This is a genomic window from Streptomyces sp. NPDC096012 (assembly GCF_040426375.1).
GTDB lineage: Bacteria > Actinomycetota > Actinomycetes > Streptomycetales > Streptomycetaceae > Streptomyces.
In genome coordinates this window covers 1-18,211 of the sequence record NZ_JBEOTD010000043.1, presented here as the reverse complement: position 1 = coordinate 18,211, position 18,211 = coordinate 1, and the positions used below count along the sequence as shown (strand labels likewise).

14 protein-coding genes and 1 pseudogene are annotated in these 18,211 nt (G+C 72.5%); 11 read left to right on the top strand and 4 right to left on the bottom strand.

What is annotated here, in order from left to right:
• Window positions 1-115 precede the first annotated feature (115 nt).
• The 3 genes and pseudogenes from ABVB68_RS30805 (at window position 116) to ABVB68_RS30795 (ending at window position 4,439) form a co-directional block, all read left to right on the top strand.
• Window positions 116-409: a type I-E CRISPR-associated protein Cas6/Cse3/CasE gene (locus tag ABVB68_RS30805; RefSeq protein WP_353604460.1), complete on the top strand. Its 294-nt coding sequence runs from the start codon at window positions 116-118 to the stop codon at window positions 407-409.
• Window positions 410-413: 4 nt separating this feature from the next.
• Window positions 414-1,174: pseudogene (locus ABVB68_RS30800) on the top strand (CRISPR-associated endonuclease Cas1); the annotation flags it as partial.
• A gap of 895 nt (window positions 1,175-2,069) precedes the next feature.
• The gene (locus ABVB68_RS30795) at window positions 2,070-4,439 is read left to right on the top strand and encodes an AfsR/SARP family transcriptional regulator (protein ID WP_353604459.1); all 2,370 of its coding nucleotides are present in this window, start codon (window positions 2,070-2,072) and stop codon (window positions 4,437-4,439) included.
• Between the two features lie 526 nt (window positions 4,440-4,965).
• Here ABVB68_RS30795 and ABVB68_RS30790 read toward each other — a convergent pair.
• Window positions 4,966-6,204, bottom strand: coding sequence for a cytochrome P450 (locus ABVB68_RS30790; protein WP_353604458.1), 1,239 nt, complete (start codon window positions 6,202-6,204; stop codon window positions 4,966-4,968).
• 200 nt (window positions 6,205-6,404) lie between these two features.
• Here ABVB68_RS30790 and ABVB68_RS30785 point away from each other — a divergent pair, with 200 nt between their 5' ends.
• Window positions 6,405-7,619 carry a cytochrome P450 gene (locus ABVB68_RS30785; protein WP_353604497.1) on the top strand — a complete coding sequence of 405 codons (1,215 nt, stop codon included), beginning with the start codon at window positions 6,405-6,407 and terminating at the stop codon, window positions 7,617-7,619.
• Here the strand turns inward: ABVB68_RS30785 and ABVB68_RS30780 are convergent.
• Both ABVB68_RS30780 and ABVB68_RS30775 read right to left on the bottom strand, forming a co-directional pair.
• On the bottom strand, window positions 7,574-8,329 hold the full coding sequence (locus ABVB68_RS30780) for a 4'-phosphopantetheinyl transferase family protein (protein WP_353604457.1): 756 nt from the start codon (window positions 8,327-8,329) through the stop codon (window positions 7,574-7,576). The genes ABVB68_RS30785 and ABVB68_RS30780 overlap by 46 nt on opposite strands.
• A 50-nt stretch (window positions 8,330-8,379) precedes the next feature.
• Window positions 8,380-9,987 carry a (2,3-dihydroxybenzoyl)adenylate synthase gene (locus ABVB68_RS30775; protein WP_353604456.1) on the bottom strand — a complete coding sequence of 536 codons (1,608 nt, stop codon included), beginning with the start codon at window positions 9,985-9,987 and terminating at the stop codon, window positions 8,380-8,382.
• A gap of 147 nt (window positions 9,988-10,134) precedes the next feature.
• On the opposite strand from ABVB68_RS30775, the gene ABVB68_RS30770 reads away from it, so the two are divergent.
• Genes ABVB68_RS30770 through ABVB68_RS30740 form a run of 7 tightly spaced genes read left to right on the top strand, consistent with a single transcriptional unit; the run spans window position 10,135 to window position 17,020 of the window.
• Window positions 10,135-11,799, top strand: coding sequence for an AMP-binding protein (locus tag ABVB68_RS30770; protein WP_353604455.1), 1,665 nt, complete (start codon window positions 10,135-10,137; stop codon window positions 11,797-11,799).
• Between the two features lie 47 nt (window positions 11,800-11,846).
• A complete protein-coding gene (locus tag ABVB68_RS30765) occupies window positions 11,847-12,116 on the top strand; it encodes an acyl carrier protein (RefSeq protein WP_353604454.1) in 270 nt (89 codons plus the stop codon).
• Between the two features lie 53 nt (window positions 12,117-12,169).
• Entirely contained in the window at window positions 12,170-13,108 is a 939-nt protein-coding gene (locus ABVB68_RS30760) for an ATP-binding cassette domain-containing protein (protein ID WP_353604453.1), read from the top strand.
• Complete coding sequence (locus ABVB68_RS30755; protein ID WP_353604452.1) at window positions 13,105-13,920, top strand: ABC transporter permease; 816 nt, start codon at window positions 13,105-13,107, stop codon at window positions 13,918-13,920. Before ABVB68_RS30760 ends, ABVB68_RS30755 begins: the two co-directional genes overlap by 4 nt.
• Window positions 13,917-14,747 carry an ABC transporter permease gene (locus ABVB68_RS30750; protein ID WP_353604451.1) on the top strand — a complete coding sequence of 277 codons (831 nt, stop codon included), beginning with the start codon at window positions 13,917-13,919 and terminating at the stop codon, window positions 14,745-14,747. Before ABVB68_RS30755 ends, ABVB68_RS30750 begins: the two co-directional genes overlap by 4 nt.
• Before the next feature lie 2 nt (window positions 14,748-14,749).
• The gene (locus ABVB68_RS30745; RefSeq protein ID WP_353604450.1) at window positions 14,750-16,114 is read left to right on the top strand and encodes an NAD(P)/FAD-dependent oxidoreductase; all 1,365 of its coding nucleotides are present in this window, start codon (window positions 14,750-14,752) and stop codon (window positions 16,112-16,114) included.
• Between the two features lie 21 nt (window positions 16,115-16,135).
• Window positions 16,136-17,020, top strand: coding sequence for an alpha/beta fold hydrolase (locus tag ABVB68_RS30740; RefSeq protein WP_353604449.1), 885 nt, complete (start codon window positions 16,136-16,138; stop codon window positions 17,018-17,020).
• Here ABVB68_RS30740 and ABVB68_RS30735 read toward each other — a convergent pair.
• On the bottom strand, window positions 16,930-18,211 hold a 1,282-nt coding region (locus ABVB68_RS30735; RefSeq protein ID WP_353604448.1), incomplete at its 5' end, for a class I SAM-dependent methyltransferase. The two genes, ABVB68_RS30740 and ABVB68_RS30735, sit on opposite strands and share 91 nt — an antisense overlap.

Genomic DNA, 18,211 nt, shown 5'->3' with positions numbered 1-18,211 from the left:
CACGCCCCGGGCCCTGGCTCGCCGTTCCCCTTCCTGGCAGCCAGGGCCCCGCCCCGCTCCGAGGGCCGGTCAAGGCCCCGAGGCCCGTCCGCCGTAAGCAGTGTCTCTCCCGGGGATGCCAGAGGGCCAACGGCTGCTTCCCAGCGGCACCACCCACACCGAACAGCCCCACCACGGCGACCGGTACGAACTGACCGTCCGCGACAAACGCACCCTCGCCCTCGACAAGCACCACAGTGTCCAAGGCGGCCGCCGGGCGCCCGTCAGCCTGGTCACCGTCACCTTCGACGGCCGCCTCGAGGTCACCGATCCACAGCTGCTGCACCGTACCCTGACCCAAGGGAGCGGCAAGGCCAAGGCTTACGGCTGCGGCCTGCTCATCCTGGCGCCGCTCGCCGCAACGAGGTGAACCGGTGACCACGGTCTCCCGGCGCCCTGCCCTCACCCCGCGCCAACTCACCCGCACCGGCGAGCGGCTCTCGTTCGTCTACCTCGAGCGCTGCGCCGTGCACCAAGACGCCAACGCCATCACCGCCGAGGACGCCGACCGCACCACCCATATACCGTCGGCGACCATCAGCACCCTCCTCCTGGGACCCGGCACCCGCATCACCCACCAGGCGATGAGCGTCCTCGGCGAAAGCGGCGCCGCCGTCTGCTGGGTGGGAGAACAAGGAGTGCGCTACTACGCCGCCGGCCGCGCCCTGACCCGCTCCTCACGGCTAGCCGAAGCACAAGCCGTGCAGTGGGCCAACGTCCGCAGCCGCCGCCTCGCCGTGGCCCGCGCCATGTACCGGCTGCGCTTCCCCGACGAGGACCCCGCCGGCCTCACCCGCAAGGAACTCCTCGGCCGGGAAGGCAGCCGCGTCAAGGATTGCTCCGCCTCCTGGCGGTCCCCGGCCGCTCCTTCGTCCTCGACTTCGCCGACTTGTACAAGACCGAGATCGGCATCCCGCTCGCCTTCGACATCGCCGCCGAAGAGGAAGAAGACATCGGCCCGCGCACCCGCCGTGCCCTACGGGACCGCATCAACGCAACGTCCCTGCTCGACCGCTGCGTCAACGACATCGAACGCCTCCTGCTGCCGGACGCAACCACGGAGATCAGCAACGACCAGGATGTCGTCACCCTCCACAGCGACGGCGGCTACACCGTCCCCGCGGGCTACAACTATGCTGCGGCACTGCGCCGAGATCCAGGCCGAGATCGCTCACCGGCTCGGCGGACAGAGCCCTCTCGAACTCCGGCTCCTCATCGAGTTCTTCGTGGCGTCCTGGCGCTACACCCTGGACGAATGACTGCCCGGCTGCCTGCCGGGTGAACTGCCCGCACTCTTGCGGCGGACCTGCTCATCCATGAACTCCGCCCTCGGCTTGTCCTTCATGGCCTGAGGTCGACATGGGCCTCGAACATGGCCGCTCACCTGGGCGTTCGCCGTACGCTGGGGCGGCGATCGCCTGATCGTGCGCTCCGGCCGAGGCCGGCCCCGGGCAAGCGTCCCGCGTGCGGGAGGAAGTCGCCGAACGAAACCGACTCAAACCATAAAGAACGGGCTCGGTACAGGACAGCTCCCGCATGCGCCTACGTGCTCTGAGCGGACCGCGCACTTTCGGTCGATTTGACGCTGACGGCTAGTGACAGAATGTAATATTCCGGACATCGAGACCCGCGAATCGCGCGATGATGGTCATATTTGTCCCCGGAGCGCAGCGGGACTGATTCGGGCACGTTTGCGACCGGCGTTCGCGGGTAACGCCTGCACATCTGTGTGTTTCTCGTGTCAGATTGCGGGGTCTTGGTGGCCACAATGGGTCACTTGTCTGTCTTCCCTTGGGTTCCCCTCCTTTCGACCAAAAGGCGGGGCAGTTCTTCGTTCGTAGCTCAGCCGGTTTGGGGGATGGCGTGGTGCTGGAACAAGGTGGGTGTCGCCACGAGCACGTGGGCGCGGCGGAGGGTTCGCGGCTGCGGCACTGCGGTCGGGCGAGGTCCGCCCGTCATCGATGTCTGAGGTCCGTCACCCCTGAGGAGGCACGCCCGACGGCACGACCCGTGCTCCGCGAGCCGGCCGTATGACCGCGCGGGAAGCGGGGCTGCGCTTTCAGGTGCTGGGGCCGGTCGCCGTGCGGTGCGGGGACGCACCGGTCCGTCTGCCCGGCACCGTGGCACGCCGCGTGCTCACCTTGCTGATGCTGTCTCCCGGCGAAGTGCTCAGCACCCCCCGTCTCGCCAAGGCGGTCTGGGGCTCGTACTGCCCGGCGACCGCTTCCAACCAGGTGCGCAAGGCGGTCGCCCAACTCCGCCACTCCATACCAGGCGCGGGCGCGCACCTGCTCACCGACGGCCCGAACTACCGGCTGAACGTCAGCGCGGTCGAGTCCGACCTGGTGGAGTTCAACCAGCGCCGCCTGCGGGTCCGCAAACTCGCGGAGAGCGGAGTGGGCGAGGCGCAGCGCATCCAGGAACTGCAGGTGGCCCTGTCTCTCTTCCGCGGACAGGTGGCGGCCGACATCGTCGACGGCGACGATCTGGAGAGCGGCGCGATCCGCGCGGCCGCCCGGGTGGTGGAGGAGCGGCGGCTCGCCGTCCAGAAGGAACTGATCTCGCTGCGGCTGCGCTCTTCGCCACCGGCGCTGGCGATAGAGGACCTGCGGGACCTCGTGGCGCAGCACCCGCTCGCGGAGGACCTGCGCGCACAGCTCATGCTCGCGCTGTCCCTCTCCGGCAGGCAGGCCGACGCGCTCGCCGAGTACGCCGAGATCCGCACCCTGCTCCGCGACGAACTCGGCATCGACCCCGATCACTCGCTGGCCCAGGTGCACGAAGCGGTGCTGTGCGGTGACGCGCACACCTACCTGCGGGCCGGAGCCTCGCCCCGCGATTATGAACAGCCCGTGATCACCGAACTCGACGCGGGTAGACAGCACATGGCACCACGGGTCCGCAAGACGCCCGTCCGGGCCACCTGCACCCTGCCCCACGGGCCGACCGACTTCGTCGGCCGCCGGGAGGAGGTGGACACCCTGCTGCGGACCGCCAGGGCGGGCTCCCGGGGCCCGGGGCCGCTGCTCATCTGCGTCGACGGCATGGGCGGCGTCGGCAAGACGGCTCTCGCCCTGCACACGGCCCATCGGCTGGCTCAGGTCTTTCCGGACGGCCAGTTCTACGTCGACCTGCACGCCTTCAGTCCCTGCGAGCGGCCCCGCGAACCCGCCGAGGTCCTTCAGGTGCTCCTCCGCTCACTGGGGATCGAGGAACAGCGCATCCCGGCGGACCTCGACAGCCAGGTGGCTATGTGGCGTGCCCGGCTGGCCGACTCCAAGGTGCTGCTGCTGCTCGACAACGCCGCGAGCGAGGCGCAGATCGTGCCGCTGCTGCCGCCGGGCAACGGTTCCGTCGTTCTGATCACCAGCCGCCGTCGCCTCTACGGCCTCGACGGTACCGAGCCCTGCCCGGCCTCCCGGATGAGCGCGGGCGACTCCCGAGAACTGCTTGAGCGGCTGCTCGGGGGCGGACTGGAGTCCCAGGCGGCGGAACTGCTTGTCGCGTACTGCGGGGGACTCCCACTGGCACTGCGCCTGGCCGCCGCCAAGCTGCGCAGCCGCCCCACCTGGACGCTGTCCCATCTGGTGGAGCGCCTGGGCGACATGCGGCGTCGGCTTGCCGAACTCCAGGTGGGCGACCGGAGCGTCCGGTCGGTGCTCCAGCTCTCCTTCGACGCGCTGACCGAGGCGCAGCGCCGCGCCCTGTGCGTGCTGGCCCTGGTGCCCGACGCCGGCATGGGCGTGTACGAGGCGGCGGCCCTGCTCGACACCGATCCGGCCGAAGCCGAGCTGCTGTTGGAGGGCCTGCTCGACGTGAACCTCCTCGAACAGCCCCACATCGGCCGCTACGCCCTGCACGGGCTCATGGCCGGTGTCACGACGGGCACGGGCGAGTTCGAGCGGCTCCTGCGCGGCGGCGGGCGGCGCTCCGCGCTCCGCTGGCTGCTCGCCCACCACCTGGCGGTCACCTCGCGAAGCTGCCTCCTGCTCGGGCGGCCGGACGACGGGGCCGGCACCGGTGCCGACGCCGTTCCCCACCTCCCCGAGATCAACAGCCGGAAAGAGGCGACGGAGATCTGCGAGCGGTGGCTGCCCGCGATCGTGGAGACGCTGTGCGCCTCCGGACAGGAGGAGTTCTTCGTCGCGGCCGCGCAGCTCGCACGCAACCTGCGCTTCGTCCTGGCCCCGGAGGGCGGAGGCCGGGAGGAGGCCGGCAGCGGAGAGGACGACGGCGGGGTCGCCGGTTCCAGGGAGATCGAGGCGTACCGCAGGGCGCTGCTCGGGCTGGCAGCCGCCTGCCGGGGCGTCGGTCTGCTGGAGCACGGCACGCGGCTGACGGCCGCGGCGACGCGTTCGGCCGAGACCCGGTGCGTCCGTCCCGCGGAGCGCGTGCCGTAGCCGGGCCCGTCGGGTCCGCGCGGGAGCGGCGCGACGTCTTCCGGGCCTGCGCGGGGGCCGGGCCCCTCCGAGGTCGGCCCCGCGAAGGCATGGTGCGGCCGCAGGAGAGGCGGCGCGGTCGGAGGCGGAAGAGTCCGAAAGCGGCCGGGGTCCAGTGTGTCACCGCCCCCCCGGCCGCGGCAGGAGGGGCGGGGTCAATGCGTGGCCGTATCCCGGCCGCCGCAGGACGGGCGGGGCCAACGCGTGGCCGTATCCCGGCCGCCGCAGGACGGGCGGGGTCAACGCGTTGCCGCATCCCGGCCGCCGCAGGACGGGCGGGGCCAACGCGTTGCCGCATCCCGGCCGCCGCAGGACCGGCGGGCCCAATGCGTCACCGCGCCCCGTGGCCGCAGGACCGGTGGAGCCAGTGCGTCGCCTCCCGCCACGGAGGGGGTCGGGCCGGGGCAATGCGCCGCCGCGCCCCGCCGCCGGAGGCCCGGCGGAGCCGATGCGTCGCCGTGCCCCCGCCGCCGCAGGGCGGGCGGGGTCAGGGCGCGGGCGCCAGCCGTGGCCGTTCGGCGGGCTCCAGCCTCACCGGGATGCTCCGGTAGGCCCGGAAGGTGACGCTGGGTCGCCGCTCCACGGCGCCCGCCGCGGTCGGTGCGGCCGGTGCGTGCGCCAGCCACCGCAGCACGGCCCGTCCCTCCACCTGGGCCAGTGCCGCGCCCAGGCAGTGATGCACACCGCCACCGAAACTCACGTGCGGATTGGGATCACGGGTGATGTCGAGCCGCTCGGGGTCGGCGAAACGGGCCGGGTCATGGTTGGCGGACCCCAGCAGCAGCACCAGGATGCGGCCGGCGCGCACGGTGCGGCCCTCGATCTCCACCGCCTCCCTCACATAGCGCGCGGTGGCCTGGATCGGCGCGTCGTAGCGCAGGAACTCCTCGACGGCGGGGACCGCCAGCTCGGGCCGGTCCCGCAACAGGGCCAACTGCCCCGGGTGTCGCAGCAGCCCGGAGAAAATCGTGGAGATCAGGTTGGTGGTGGTCTCGAAACCCGCGAAGAACAGGAACACCACGTTGTCGACCAGTGTCTCCCGGTCGAAGTCGGCATGGGTGCGCTGCGCTGCCAGTAGGTTGCTGATCAGGTCGTCGGCGGGCCGCTTCGACCGCTCGTCGACCAGAGCCGAGACGTAGTCGCGCAGCCAGGTAACCGCGGCGTGCGCCGCCGCCCGCTCCTCCACGGGCACGTACAGGGCGAACGCCTTGGCCAGCTCCACCGCGTACGGCCGCACCGCTGCCCGGTCCACGTCCGGGATGCCGATCAGCTCGCAGACCACGGTGACCGGCAAAGGGAAGGCCAGGTCGCCGACCACGTCGAGGACCCCGCCCGGGCCCGCCCGGTCCTGGGCCTCGTCCATCAGCCGGTCCACCTGGGTGGCGACGTAGTCCTCCAGCCTGCGCATCAGCCCCGGGCTGAACGAACGCTGCATGATGCCCCGCAGGAACGTGTGCGCGGGCGCGTCCTGGTCCAGCACGATTCGCTTCAGGAACTCGTTCGCGGGCCCGGCCCCGGTGGAGAACTCGTGGTACTCCGGCGGGTACTCGTGCCCGAGCCGGCGGTCCTTGAGCAGCCGGCTGACGTCCTGGTGGTGCGAGACCACCCACTGGCCGGCCGCGCCTCGGGCCAGTCGGCCGGACTCGCGGAGAGCGGCGTACACCGGGTAGGGATCCGCGACCACGGCGGGATCGCGGGAGTCGAACTTGACGGGCAGCTCTCGCATACGGCCGGCACCTCCTGTTGCTCGAGCGTGGTGTCCGGCAAGGAGCCTGACAGCCCGGGAGCGAGGGCGGGGGAACCTGTCGCCAGTCCTTCACCGCCGCCCTCCTCCCCGCCCCGGGCTCGCAGACTGGGCGGCCAGGCAACCGCCGGACCCGAGCCGCGCACCCGAGGGTGCCGGGAGGTGACGCAGCGTTGAACACCGTGCTGAACATGCCCCGCTTCCTGCTGGACGACGCGCGGGCGATGCGCGACCCCTACCCGGTCTACCGCCGCCTGCGCGAGTACGGCCCGGTCTGCCGGGGCGGCCCGGGGCAGTGGGTCTTCCCGCGGCACGAGGAGGTCTCCGCGCTGCTCCGCGACCCCCGGCTGGGCCGGGAGTTCCCCGAGCAGTACCAGGCGGTGTCGGTGGGCGAAGGGCCGGCCAACGACTATCTGCGGCGCATCGTCGTCGATCGCGACCCGCCCGACCACACCCGGCTGCGCCGGCTGCTCGTCAAGTCTCTCAGTCCGGCGATGGTGCGCGCGCTGCGCGAGCCCATCGCCCGGCTCGTCGACGGCATGCTGGACCGGTTCGCCGACGAGCGCCGCTTCGACCTCGTCGCCGACCTGGCCGTGCCCGTACCGATGACGGTGATGAGCGAGCTGCTGGACATCCCCGGCCCCCACCGGGCCGACATCGCCCGCCTCTCCACCTCGCTCGCCCAGGCGTTCGCGGTGTTCATCCCGCCGGAGAAGCAACGCGAGGCGCACGGGGCCGTGGTCGAGCTGCGCGAGTACATGGCGCAGCTGGTCCGCGAGCGCAGACGCCGCCCCGGCGAGGACCTGCTGTCGCGGATGCTCGCCGCGGTCAAGGACGGCGAGGAGCCGCTGACCGACGAGGAGATCATCGACAACGCGCTGTTCGTCTACTACGCGGGCTTCGAGACGACCACCAACGCCATCGCCACCGGCGGCGACCTCCTCGTGCGGCAGCCGCACACCCAGCGGCAGTTGCGGGAGGACCCGGGCATCGCCGGCAGCGCGCTGGAGGAGTTCATGCGCTACGACGCGCCCATCCACGCCACGACCCGGATGGCCCTGGAGCCGATCGACATCGCCGGACTGACGGTCCGCAGGGGACGCGTGGTGGTGCTGCTGCTCGCCTCCGCCAACCACGACGAGCGGGTGTTCCACGACCCGCACCGGGCCGACCTGACCAGGTCGCCCAACCCGCACCTCAGCTTCGGCGGGGGAGTGCACCACTGTCTCGGCGCGGCGCTGGCCAGGGTGGAGGGGGCGGTGGTCTTCGAGCGGCTGGTCTCCCGGTTCGCGGACATCGAGTCGGCGGGCGAGGGCGTGTGGGAACCCAGCGCGGGCGGCTTCCGGTTCCCCTACTGGGCGCACCGCAGCGTGCCGGTGGCGGTGCGGCCCGCCTGAGCGCGGCGCGGGAGGGAGCCCGCCGGTGCCGCGATCGCGGTCACGACGAGGCCCGTGCCGGCGGTCCACCGTCCGGGCAGGGCCGGGAAGCCGGTGGCGACCGGGTCGAAGGCGGCGTCCGCCCGGCGAGCCCGGCGGGCCCCGCCGGAGACCGGGCGCACCGTGAACGTGCCCTGGTCACCGGAGGGTTCGAGGACGACCTCGGCGTCGTCGAAGCCGAGCCAGGACCCCATCGCGGGATACCAGACCTTGTAGTACGCCTCCTTGGCGCTGAAGAGGACCTGGCACCACGGCACGTCGGGCCGGCGCGCGCCCAGTTCGGCGAGATGGGCCCGCTCGGCCGCCGAGGTCACTCCCGCCAGCACCCGCGAGGGCAGCGGCGCGCACGGCTCGGCGTCGATCCCCACACCGTCGGCGTCCCGGGACCGGGCCACCGCCGCCGCTCGGTAACCGCGGCAGTGCGTCAGGGAACCGACCGTCCCGACAGGCCACCGGGGTGCCCCGTGGATGTCGCGCACCAGGGCGGCGGGCGGGACCCCCAAGTCGGCCAGGCAGGAGCGTGCCAGCCGCCGGACGGTGGCGTACTCCGCGCGGCGCGCGGGCAGCGCGTCGGCCACCTCCCGCCGTTCCGCCTCGAAGAGCGTGGGGCCCGTCAGCTCCCGGGTGCTCTCCCGGCCCGCCGCGTACGCGGGCAGCAGCGTCCGGATCACGCCGGGGACGGCCGTCGCACGGAGCCTGTCGGAGTGCGGCGCCCCGCGGGTCAACCGGATGCCGCCGTCGCCCGCAGCGCCACCTTGTCGATCTTGCCGACCGGGGTGCGCGGCAGCACCGGCAGTTCGCGCACCTCGTCGGGCAGCTTGAACGCGGCCAGCCCTCTGCCCGCCAGGTAGCGCTTGATCTCCACCAGCGAGGGCGCCTGCCCCGGCCCCCCGCTCGGGACCACGAACGCGAGGACGCCCTCCCCGAGTCCGGCGTCCGGCCGGGCCACCACGGCGGCGTCGTCGATGGCCTCGTGGCCGCGCAGATGCCCCTCGATCTCGTCGGCCGACACCTTCTCGCCGCCCCGGTTGATCACGTCCTTGGCGCGGCCGACGATCACCAGGTTGCCCTCGGGCGTGAGCCGGGCCAGGTCGCCGGTACGGAAGAAGCCGTCGGGAGTGAACGAGGTGCGGTTCGCCTCCGGCGCGTTCCAGTAGCCGTTGATCGTGTACGGGCCGCGGGTGACCAGCTCGCCCACAGCGCCCGCCGGAACCTCCCGCAACTCCTCGTCGACGAGGCGCAGTTCGTCGAACTCGGACAGCGGGCGGCCCTCGGTTCCGTGCACCACCTCCTCCGGGTCGTCCAGGCGCGTGTACGTGAGCAGGCCCTCGCCGATGCCGAACCAGTTCGTGATGCGGCAGCCGAGCGCGGACTGCGTGCGCCCGGCGGCCTGCTCGTCGAACTTGGAGCTGCCCACCTGGAGGACGACCCCTTTCATGTCCACCGATCGCTGCGCGGCGACCTTGGACCACAGCGCCGCCAGGGCGGGGACCACGGTGGTGTGGGTGACGCCCTCCCGCTCGATCAGCGGGAAGACCTCGTCGGGGGAGGGACTCGCGGCCAGTACCGCCTTGCCGCCCACCAGCAGCGCGCCGAGCACCCCCGGGCACCCCAGGGCGGCGTTGTGCGCCGCCGGGTTCGCCGCCAGGTACACGCTCTCCGCGCCGAACTCCAGGGCCTGGGCGCAGGCGGCGATGTTGTAGAGATAGTCGTCGTGCGTCCGGGGTATCAGCTTGGGCTTGCCGGTGCTGCCGCCGCTGAGCAGCAGGAACGCCACACCGGAGGGATCGACCTCGGGCAGAGGCCCGCCGCCGGCGCCCTCGGCGCGGACCCGGGACAACGGGGCCAGGTCCCCGCTGTCGCCCGCCACGATCACCGTACGGACGCCGGGGAGGGACGCGGCGTACCGGGCGAGGGCGCGGTAGTCGAAGCCCTGGAAACGGCCGGCGGTGACGTAACCGACCGCCCCGGAGGCTTCGATCAGGTGCCGTACCTCGCTCTCCCGGTGTCCCGGCAGCGCGAATACCGGGATGACGCCGGCCCGGAACAGTCCCACCGTGACGGTGAGGAACTCGACGACGTTCGGCAGCTGGACCATGACCCGGTCCCCGGGGCTGACGCCCAGGGCCAGCAGACCGCGCGCGATGTCGTCGGCCTCGGCACGCACCTCGCCGTGCGTGACACGGCGCTCGCGGTCCACGGCCGCGACGCGGTCGGGGAAGGCCAGGGCCGTCTCCGTCAGCGCGTCGCCTAGCGGCACCCCTCGCCAGATCCCGGCGGCCCGGTAGCGGGCGGCGTCCTCGTCGCTCCACGGCGTGAACTCGTCCATGCCAGCAGTGTCGCGGCTCGCCGGGCCGCGCCGACCGGGGCGAACAGAGCCGTGAAAGAGACGAAGGACGCCACCGCGATCGCTCCTATCGTCACCAGCGTCGCCGACGAGATCCCGGCACCGGGACACCCCGCCTAGGAGTGATGGATGAGTCGCCCTCGTACGCTGAACTGGCTCGACGCACCTCGCGACGACAGCGGTGTGGAGATGTTCGACGAGGCATCCCACACCTACCGGCCCTACACCGAACTCGCCGACGCGGCGCTCCGGATCGCGGGCGGGCTGATTGCGCGGGGCGTTCCTCGCGGGGCGGTCGTACCGCTGCTGTGCTCGACCGGACCCGATCTCGTCGCCGCCTTCTACGGGGTGCAGGCCGCCGGATGCGTGGTGAGCGTGCTGGCGCCCCCCACCCGGATGTCGGGCGAGTCCGCCCGCGCCCACGTCCGCGCCGTCGTCGGGGCGGTGGACGCGGGCACCGTGCTGGTCGACGCCGCCCATCACGACTACGCCGTGGACGTCCTCGCCGAGACCGGACGGGGTGTCCGTGTCCTGCTCCTGGAGGAGCTCCTCACGGGTGATCCCGGCCGGCGGGACCCCGCCGAACCGGCCCTCGTCCAGTTCACCTCGGGCAGCTCGGGCCGCCCTCGCGGCGTGCGGATCAGCCACGCAGCACTCGACGCCAACACCTCCGCGATCCGCGGCTGGGAGCGCGCGGGCCGCGACGACTCCTGGTGCTCCTGGCTGCCCATGCACCACGACATGGGGCTCATCGGCTGCCTCGTGGTGCCCGTCTCCGGCAACAACCGGCTGGCGGTGTGCAGGCCCGAGACCTTCCTGCGCCATCCGCTGGCGTACCTCGCCCGTTTCGACGCCAACCGGGTCGCGCGGCCCGCCACCATCACCGCCACCCCGGCGTTCGGCCTGCAACGCATCGTGGACAAGGTGGGCCACGCCGACCTGGAGGGCGCCGACCTCTCCCGCACCCGGGCGGTGATCGTCGGGGCCGAACGCATCGACCCCGCGCTCGTGACCCGCTTCACGGAGCTGACGCGCCCGCACGGTCTGTCCCCGCACACCCTCACCCCCGCCTACGGGCTGGCCGAGAGCACCCTCGCCGTCACCGGAGTGCCCGTCGAGGAGACCCCGCGCGCCGTCCTCGTGCACCGGGACGAACTGCGGGTCGGAGCGGAGGTGAGCCTCGCGGACGGGGCCACGGACCGGGCGACGGTCCAGGTGATGAGCTGCGGCCGGGCACTGGACGGCCTGACGGTACAGGTCGTCGGCGAGGACGGAGCGCCGCTGCCCGAGGGCCACGTCGGCGAACTGGCTGTCTCGGGCTCCTCGGTGGCCGACGGCTACCTCGCGGACGGCTCCGCCGAGGGCACCGCCTTCGTGGACGGACGGCTTCTCACCCGCGACGTCGCCTTCCGGCTGGCCGGCGAGTTCTACGTGCTGGGCAGGCTGGGCGACAGCGTCAAGGTCCACGCCCGCTCGCTCTTCGCCGAGGACGTCGAGCTGATGCTCGCCAGGGCCGGGCTCAACCTGAGCAGGGTCTGCGTCGTGCTCGGCGAGGCGGACGGGAGCCCGCACGCCGTCGCCGTGCTGGAGGGACTCGGCACCCGGGCCGCCGAAGTGGCGGAGGACGTGCTCGCCACGGCCTGCCCCGGCACCCGCCGGCACGTGGCCCAGGTGCCGCGCGGCGCGATCCCCCGTACCAGCAGCGGCAAGAGCCGCCGCCGCCAGCTGTGGCAGCGCCTCAGCCAGGAACACGTCTTCGACGCGGTGCCCGCCGCGCCCGACGGCCCCGCCTGACCGGCCCCGTACACCACAGCCCGAGCTGCCCCAGAACAGGAGACCACATGTCCTACTCCGGTGAAGAGGTGCGCGAGACCGTGCTCGCGATCATCGAGCAACTCGCCCCCGAACGGGAGCGGTTCAAGGCGGGCGAAGACATGCGTCTGGTCGAGGACCTGGGGTTCCACTCCCTGGCCCTGCTGGAGATGGCGTTCGCGATCGAGGACGACTTCGACCTGCCGCCGATCGACGAGCAGACCGGACGTGCCATCAAGACCACCGAGCAGGTCGTCAGCTACGTCCTGAGCCAGGTCGAGATCCGGACGCCGTCGTGATCACCACCACCGACCCGGGCACGACGACGTCATGAAGGAATGAAGGAGCCACGATGACCGAGGCGATCCTCCTCTCGGACCTCACCAAGCGATTCGGCGAGCAGACCGCGCTCGACCGCGTGTCGCTGGCGATACCGGCCGGAACCGTGGTGGGCCTGCTGGGCCCCAACGGAGCGGGCAAGACCACCCTCATCAACTGCCTGACGACGCTGCTGCAACCCGACGGCGGCACCATTCGCGTCCTGGGCCACGACCCCGCCACGGACCCGTCCCTGGTACGCGCCAACATCGCCGTCACCGGGCAGTTCGCCGCCCTCGACGAACAGATCAGCCCGCGCGAGAACCTGGTGTTCTTCGGCCGGCTCCTCGGCCTCGGCAAGGGCGAGGCCCAGCAGCGGGCGGGGGAGATGCTGGAGCGGTTCGAACTCGGCGAAGCGGCGTACACGCCGGTCGGATACCTCTCCGGCGGCATGCGCCGCCGCCTCGACCTCGCGGTGAGCCTGGTGGTCCCGAGGCCGGTGCTGGTACTGGACGAACCGACCACCGGCCTCGACCCGCGCAGCCGCAAACTCCTGTGGGACATGGTCAGGGCCGAGGCCGCTCGGGGAGTCGCCGTCCTGCTCACCACGCAGTACCTGGAAGAGGCCGACCAGCTGGCCGACCGCATCGTCGTCATCGACAAGGGCCGGGTCCTCGCGGACGGCTCCTCGGACGAACTCAAGCTCGACGTGGGCGGCCTCATGTGCCGCCTCACCCTGACCAGCGCCGCCGACACCGCGGCGGCCCGCCAGGCCCTCGGCGACCTCCCCGGCGTGACGGCCGAGGGCGACCAGGTGGCCGTGCCCATGGCGCGCGCCGAGGACGTCGGCGCCGTGCTGGGCCAGCTGGGTGGCAAAGGGCTGCGGATCGCCGACATCGAGGTCACCAAGCCGACGCTCGACGAGGTCTTCTTCGCCCTCACCGAGCCGATGGCGAAGGAGACCACCCGATGAGCGTCACGCCAGGCGTCGCGGCGCCCGGCGCCCCGGTGTCCCCGGGCCGCCCGGCCGGCCGGCGGCACGACTTCCAGGTGCTCTTCGACCGGTTGCGGGTGCGCTCGTTCTCCCGGGGCGGACTGGTGGCCACCGTGGTCCAGCCGCTGGTCTTCTTCGCCATCTTCTACTGCACCTTCGCCGGCATGCTGGACGAGCAGGGCATCGAGTTCGGCCGCTTCGTCACTCCCACCGTCCTGGTCCAGGCCCTGATGTTCGTGGCCATCGGCAGCGCCACCGACCTGGCCGCCGACCGCTCGAGCGGAGTCTTCTCCCGCCTGCTGACCAGCCCGGTCGACATGGGCGCGATGAGCCTGGCGCATCTGGCCGTGGTGGCGCTGCAAGGTCTCCTGTCCAGCGTCGCCATCGTGCTCGCCGGGCATCTGGCGAGCTTCCGCTTCGACCACGGAGTGCTCGCCGCACTGGGCTTCGTGCTGTTCGCCGTGGCGTTCAGCGTGGCCCTGTCATTGGCCACGGCCACCATCGCGCTGCGCCTGCGCAACCTGGAGGCGCTCAGCGCCGTGCTCCACCTGCCCTACCTGCCCCTGCTGGTGCTCTCCACCGGCTTCGTCGAGGCTCACCTCTTCCCCGGCTGGCTCCAGCCGGTCGTCAGCGCCTCCCCGGTGTCCGGAGCGATCGACACGCTGCGCGCCCTGTCGACCACCGAACTCACCTGGCGCGCGACGCTGCCCGGCCTCGCGTGGGTGGCGGGCCTGCTCGTCGTCTTCTCCTGGACCACGACCGTCGCCTTCAGGAAGGTGGCCATCCGATGACCGTGCAGTCGCCGGACACTGCGGCACCGTCGCTGCCGCGGTCCCCCTCGCCCGCCCCGGCCACTCTGGCCGGAGCCTCCGTCGTCATCGCCGGACGGGTGCTGCGCCAGTTCGTCCGAAACCGGATGATGATCATCGTCACCATCGCCTTTCCGCTGCTTCAGCTCTTCATGCTGCTGGCCGCCTTCAACGTGCTGGTGCGCGACACCCAGGACGTCGACTACGTGCGCCGGCTCGCTCCGCTGATCGTGCTCACCACGGCGTTCTCCTCGATCCTCACCACGGCGATCGCCCTGTGGAGCGACATCCGCAGCGGGGTGTTCAACCGGCTGCGGGCGATGCCGCTGGACATGCGGGCGTACGTCGTCGGGCGGATCGGCGGCGACTTCGTCCGGATCATGGGCGTGGCCGTCCTGGTCACGCTCGTTGCCCACACGGTCGGCTTCCGGTTCTCCCGGGGGCCGCTGGCGGCGCTCGGCTTCTTCGGGATCGTGGCGCTGTTCGGCATGATGTGCAGCGCGCTGGCCGTCGCCGTCGCCCTCGTCGCCCAGCATCCCGGCATCATCGTGCGCTACGTCCAGATGCCCACGCTCGTGCTCACGCTGATGTCCAGCGGTTACGTGCCACTGGACGCGTTCCCGGGCTGGATCCGGCCGGTGGTCGGCGTCAACCCCGTCTCGCTGGCGGCAGACGCGCTGGCCGGACTCTCCCATCAGGGCGCGCTGACCGCACCGGTCCTCGGGACCGTCGCGTGGACCGTGGGCGTCACGGCGGTGTGCACGGCCGTCGCCACGCGCCGCTTCGCCCTGCTCGTGAAGCGCGGCTGACCGTGGCGGACATCGTCGTACTGGGCGCGGGAGTAGCCGGTCTCGGGCTCGCGGCCTTCGCCGCCCGCCGCGGACACCGGGTGACGCTCGTCGAACGGGACGGGCCGCCCCCCGAGGGCGGGGCCCACACCGAGGTGGCCGACTGGGAGCGGCGCGGCGTGCCGCACGCCCGCCAGGGGCACGCCCTGCTGGGGCTGGGCATCGCGGTGCTGCGCGAGGAGTGCGCCGAGGTGCTGGCGGAGCTGACCGGCCGCGGCGCGGTCGCCGTGCCCCTGGAGACGGGCGGCGACGACCTCGGCCTGCTCAGCCGCCGGCTGGTCTTCGAGGCCGCGCTGCGCCGCCGTGCCGTCGCCGACCCCTCGGTCACGCTGCTGCACGACCGGGTCACCGGCCTGTTGGCCGCCGGGACGCCGCACGGCCGTCCCCACGTGCGCGGAGTGCGCCTCGCTGAGGGCGGCGACGTGACCGCCGACGTGGTACTCGACGCCACCGGCCGCAGGTCCTCCGTGGCCGCATGGCTCACCGCGATCGGCGGCGCCCCGCCCCGGGAGACGGTCCAGTCGTGCGGGTTCTCCTACATCGCGCAGGAGTTCGCCCTGGGCGCGGGCGGCCGGTTCCCGTCCCTGCGGGCCCCGGTGGTGCACGAACTCGACTACGCCACCGTGCTGGCCTTCCCCGGCGACAACGGCCGCTTCCACCTGTCGACCACCATCTCCTCCCACGACCCCGTACGGACCCGGCTGCTGGCACGCCCGGTCTACCTGCGGTTCCTCGCCAGCGTGGACCCGGTACGGGACTGGCTCGACAGGGCGACGCCGGTCGACGACCCCATGCCGATGGCCGGCCTGGAGAACCGCCGCCGGTCACTGGTCGCGGACGGGGCGCCGCTGGTCACCGGTTACGCGCTGGTGGGCGACGCCTGCGTACAGACCAACCCCACCTTCGGACGCGGTGTGTCCCTGGCCCTGGCACACGCCAGGACCGTCGCCGACCGGCTCGACCGTCTCGACCAGGACCCGCACGACTGGGCCATGGAGACGCACGAGGCCACCGAAGGGTGCCTGGGGCTGTGGTTCGAGCAGCAGGTCGCCACCGACGCCGCCCGGCTCGCCGAACTCGCGGGCGGAGCGCACGACGACTCGCTGACCGCCCGCGTCCTCACCGCTCTCGCCGTGCTGCGCGAAGAGGACACGCACGTGCGCGTCGCCGCCGAGTGCGTCTACCACATGCTGCTCACCCCGGCCGAGCTGATGAGGGACCGCAAGGTGGCCCGTCGGGTGCTCGCGTTCCTGCGCGAGCACCCCGATCTCCGGCGCGAACACGCCGGCCCCAACCGTCAAGACTTCGAACGCCTGGTCACCGGCTGAGCGCCCACAGAAGGGAACACCATGAAAGTCACCCTGCCCACGGACGTCACGCTGAGCTACGACATCTACGGCCCTGAAGACGGCCCCGTGGTCGTCCTCGTCCCCGGACAGCACCAGGCATCCCTGTTCGAGACCATGCAGGTGCCGCAGCTGACGAAGGCCGGATACCGCGTCGTCACCTTCGACCTGCGGGGGGTGCACCCGTCGGAGGAGACCCCTCCGCCCTACACGGTGGAACTGCTAGGGCAGGACCTGGCCGCCCTCAACGAGGCGCTGGAGCTGGGTCCGTGTACCTACATCGGCTACTCGGTGGGCGCGATGATCCTGCTGGAGCTGGCGATGAAGCGCCCCGAGCTGATCGAGCGCGCCGCGCTCATCGGGGTGCCGTGGAAGCCCGGCAAGTTGCAGCAGGCCATCCAGGCCGAGGCGGTGGACCGGCTCAAGAACGGGCACAAGGTGCCGGCTCTGCTGGAGGGAGCCTTCCGGGCGATGTACCTGTTCGGGCCGCGGGCGCTCAACCGCGACCAGTTCATCGCGCCCTACCTGGATGGGCTGGCGGGTCTCGCAGAGTCGGGCGGACACGGCGCCATCGGGCACGCCGAGGCGAGCACCGCCTTCCGGCCCAGCGACGAGGAAGTGGCCGCGGTGCGGGTGCCGCTGCTCGTGGTGGGCATGGAGCACGACATCGTCGCGCCCCGGCACCTGTCGCGGGAGCTGGCGGACCTGATCCCCACCGCCGAGTACACCGAGATACGCAACTGCGGGCATGCCTCCCTGCTGGAGAAGCCCACCGAGGTCAACGCGTTGGTCGCGGACTACCTGCGCTCGGGCAAGGTCGGTACCCCGCGCGGCTCGCGTCGGCCCGCCGACGACGGTACGCGGGAGAGCCGTACGGCGGAGGACTGACGCCCCCGCAACGGGACGGCGCCCCGCCGGTCCACAGGCCCGGCGCCCGCGTCCGAACGCCCAAAGCCCCGGGCCGTGAGCCGGTACAGCCGGTGGAACGGATGCCCTACGTCGATCACCCGGGTGTCCAGGCCCGCCTCGGCGGCGTACCGGCGCACGGTGTCCGGCCGCATCACCGTGCCCGTGCCCGCGCTCGGTGTCCGGCTCATCCCGACCGGCAGGCAGTGCAGCACGCTGACCGCGTAGTGGAAGCGTTCGCTGTCCGGCGCCGCCGGGGTGAACCGCTCGCCGACGGACGGCTCCATCAGCAGCACCGCACCCCCGGGCGCCAGCAGCCGGCGGCAGGCCCGGAGCACGTCCACCGGCGCCGACATGTCGTGCAGGGCGTCGAACACGCACACCAGGGTGTGCGCCGCCGCCCCGTCTTCGGCCTCGGCGGCGTCCCCGGCGTGGAAGCTGACCCGTTCGCCGAGCCCTTCGGCGGGGTCGGCGGAGGCGAGGTTCGCCTCGGCGTCCCTGATCGACGCCTCGTCCAGGTCCAGCCCGTGCACCTCGGCGTCGGGGAACATCCGGGCCAGCGCCAGCGTGGAGAGGCCGGAACCGCACGCCACGTCGGCGACGCTGCTCCCCGGCACCCTCAGCCGGGCGTCGATGTCGGGCAGGTGGAGGCTGATCCAGCCGGGAAGGTGGTGCACGAAGACACCGTGGTTCAGGCCCGCCTGCCCCCCGCGCAGGGCCTCGCCGTAGGCCGCATAAGGAAGGCCCCGGCGACCGCGGTAGGCGTCCACCAGTTGCGGCAGCACGGCCGCCATGCCGCCGATGGGCATCACGACCAGCGGGGCGATCCAGTTCGGGCTGCCGGAGTCGAGCAGCGCTTCCGCGTGGGCGGGCGGCAGTGTGAAACGCCGGTCCTCCGGCCGCGCTTCGGGTGCGTCGACGGTCAGCACACCGGCACAGGTCTGCTGTTCCAGCCACTCCCGCACCATGCGGGCGTCGAGGTCGCTCTCCTCGGCCACCTGTGCGGCGGTGGCGGGGCCGGTGTGGCGTAGGGCCTCGTACAGACCCAGCTCCAGACCCAGGTAACAGGTCATCAGCTCGGCCGAGGCGAGGCCGGCCCCGAAGAGCCGCAGGGAGAACGACTGCGTGGAGTCCTGAGCGGCCGCGGCCGGTCTCCCGCGCGCGGGAGACCGG

Excerpts from the sequence above, each read along its gene's own strand:
- ABVB68_RS30765 (WP_353604454.1), top strand. The coding sequence starts at position 11,847 with ATGTCCTACTCCGGTGAAGAGGTGCGCGAGACCGTGCTCGCGATCATC.
- ABVB68_RS30755 (WP_353604452.1), top strand. The coding sequence starts at position 13,105 with ATGAGCGTCACGCCAGGCGTCGCGGCGCCCGGCGCCCCGGTGTCCCCG.
- ABVB68_RS30805 (WP_353604460.1), top strand. The coding sequence starts at position 116 with ATGCCAGAGGGCCAACGGCTGCTTCCCAGCGGCACCACCCACACCGAA.
- ABVB68_RS30750 (WP_353604451.1), top strand. The coding sequence starts at position 13,917 with ATGACCGTGCAGTCGCCGGACACTGCGGCACCGTCGCTGCCGCGGTCC.
- ABVB68_RS30795 (WP_353604459.1), top strand. The coding sequence starts at position 2,070 with ATGACCGCGCGGGAAGCGGGGCTGCGCTTTCAGGTGCTGGGGCCGGTC.
- ABVB68_RS30790 (WP_353604458.1), bottom strand. The coding sequence starts at position 6,204 with ATGCGAGAGCTGCCCGTCAAGTTCGACTCCCGCGATCCCGCCGTGGTC.
- ABVB68_RS30740 (WP_353604449.1), top strand. The coding sequence starts at position 16,136 with ATGAAAGTCACCCTGCCCACGGACGTCACGCTGAGCTACGACATCTAC.
- ABVB68_RS30770 (WP_353604455.1), top strand. The coding sequence starts at position 10,135 with ATGAGTCGCCCTCGTACGCTGAACTGGCTCGACGCACCTCGCGACGAC.
- ABVB68_RS30775 (WP_353604456.1), bottom strand. The coding sequence starts at position 9,987 with ATGGACGAGTTCACGCCGTGGAGCGACGAGGACGCCGCCCGCTACCGG.
- ABVB68_RS30760 (WP_353604453.1), top strand. The coding sequence starts at position 12,170 with ATGACCGAGGCGATCCTCCTCTCGGACCTCACCAAGCGATTCGGCGAG.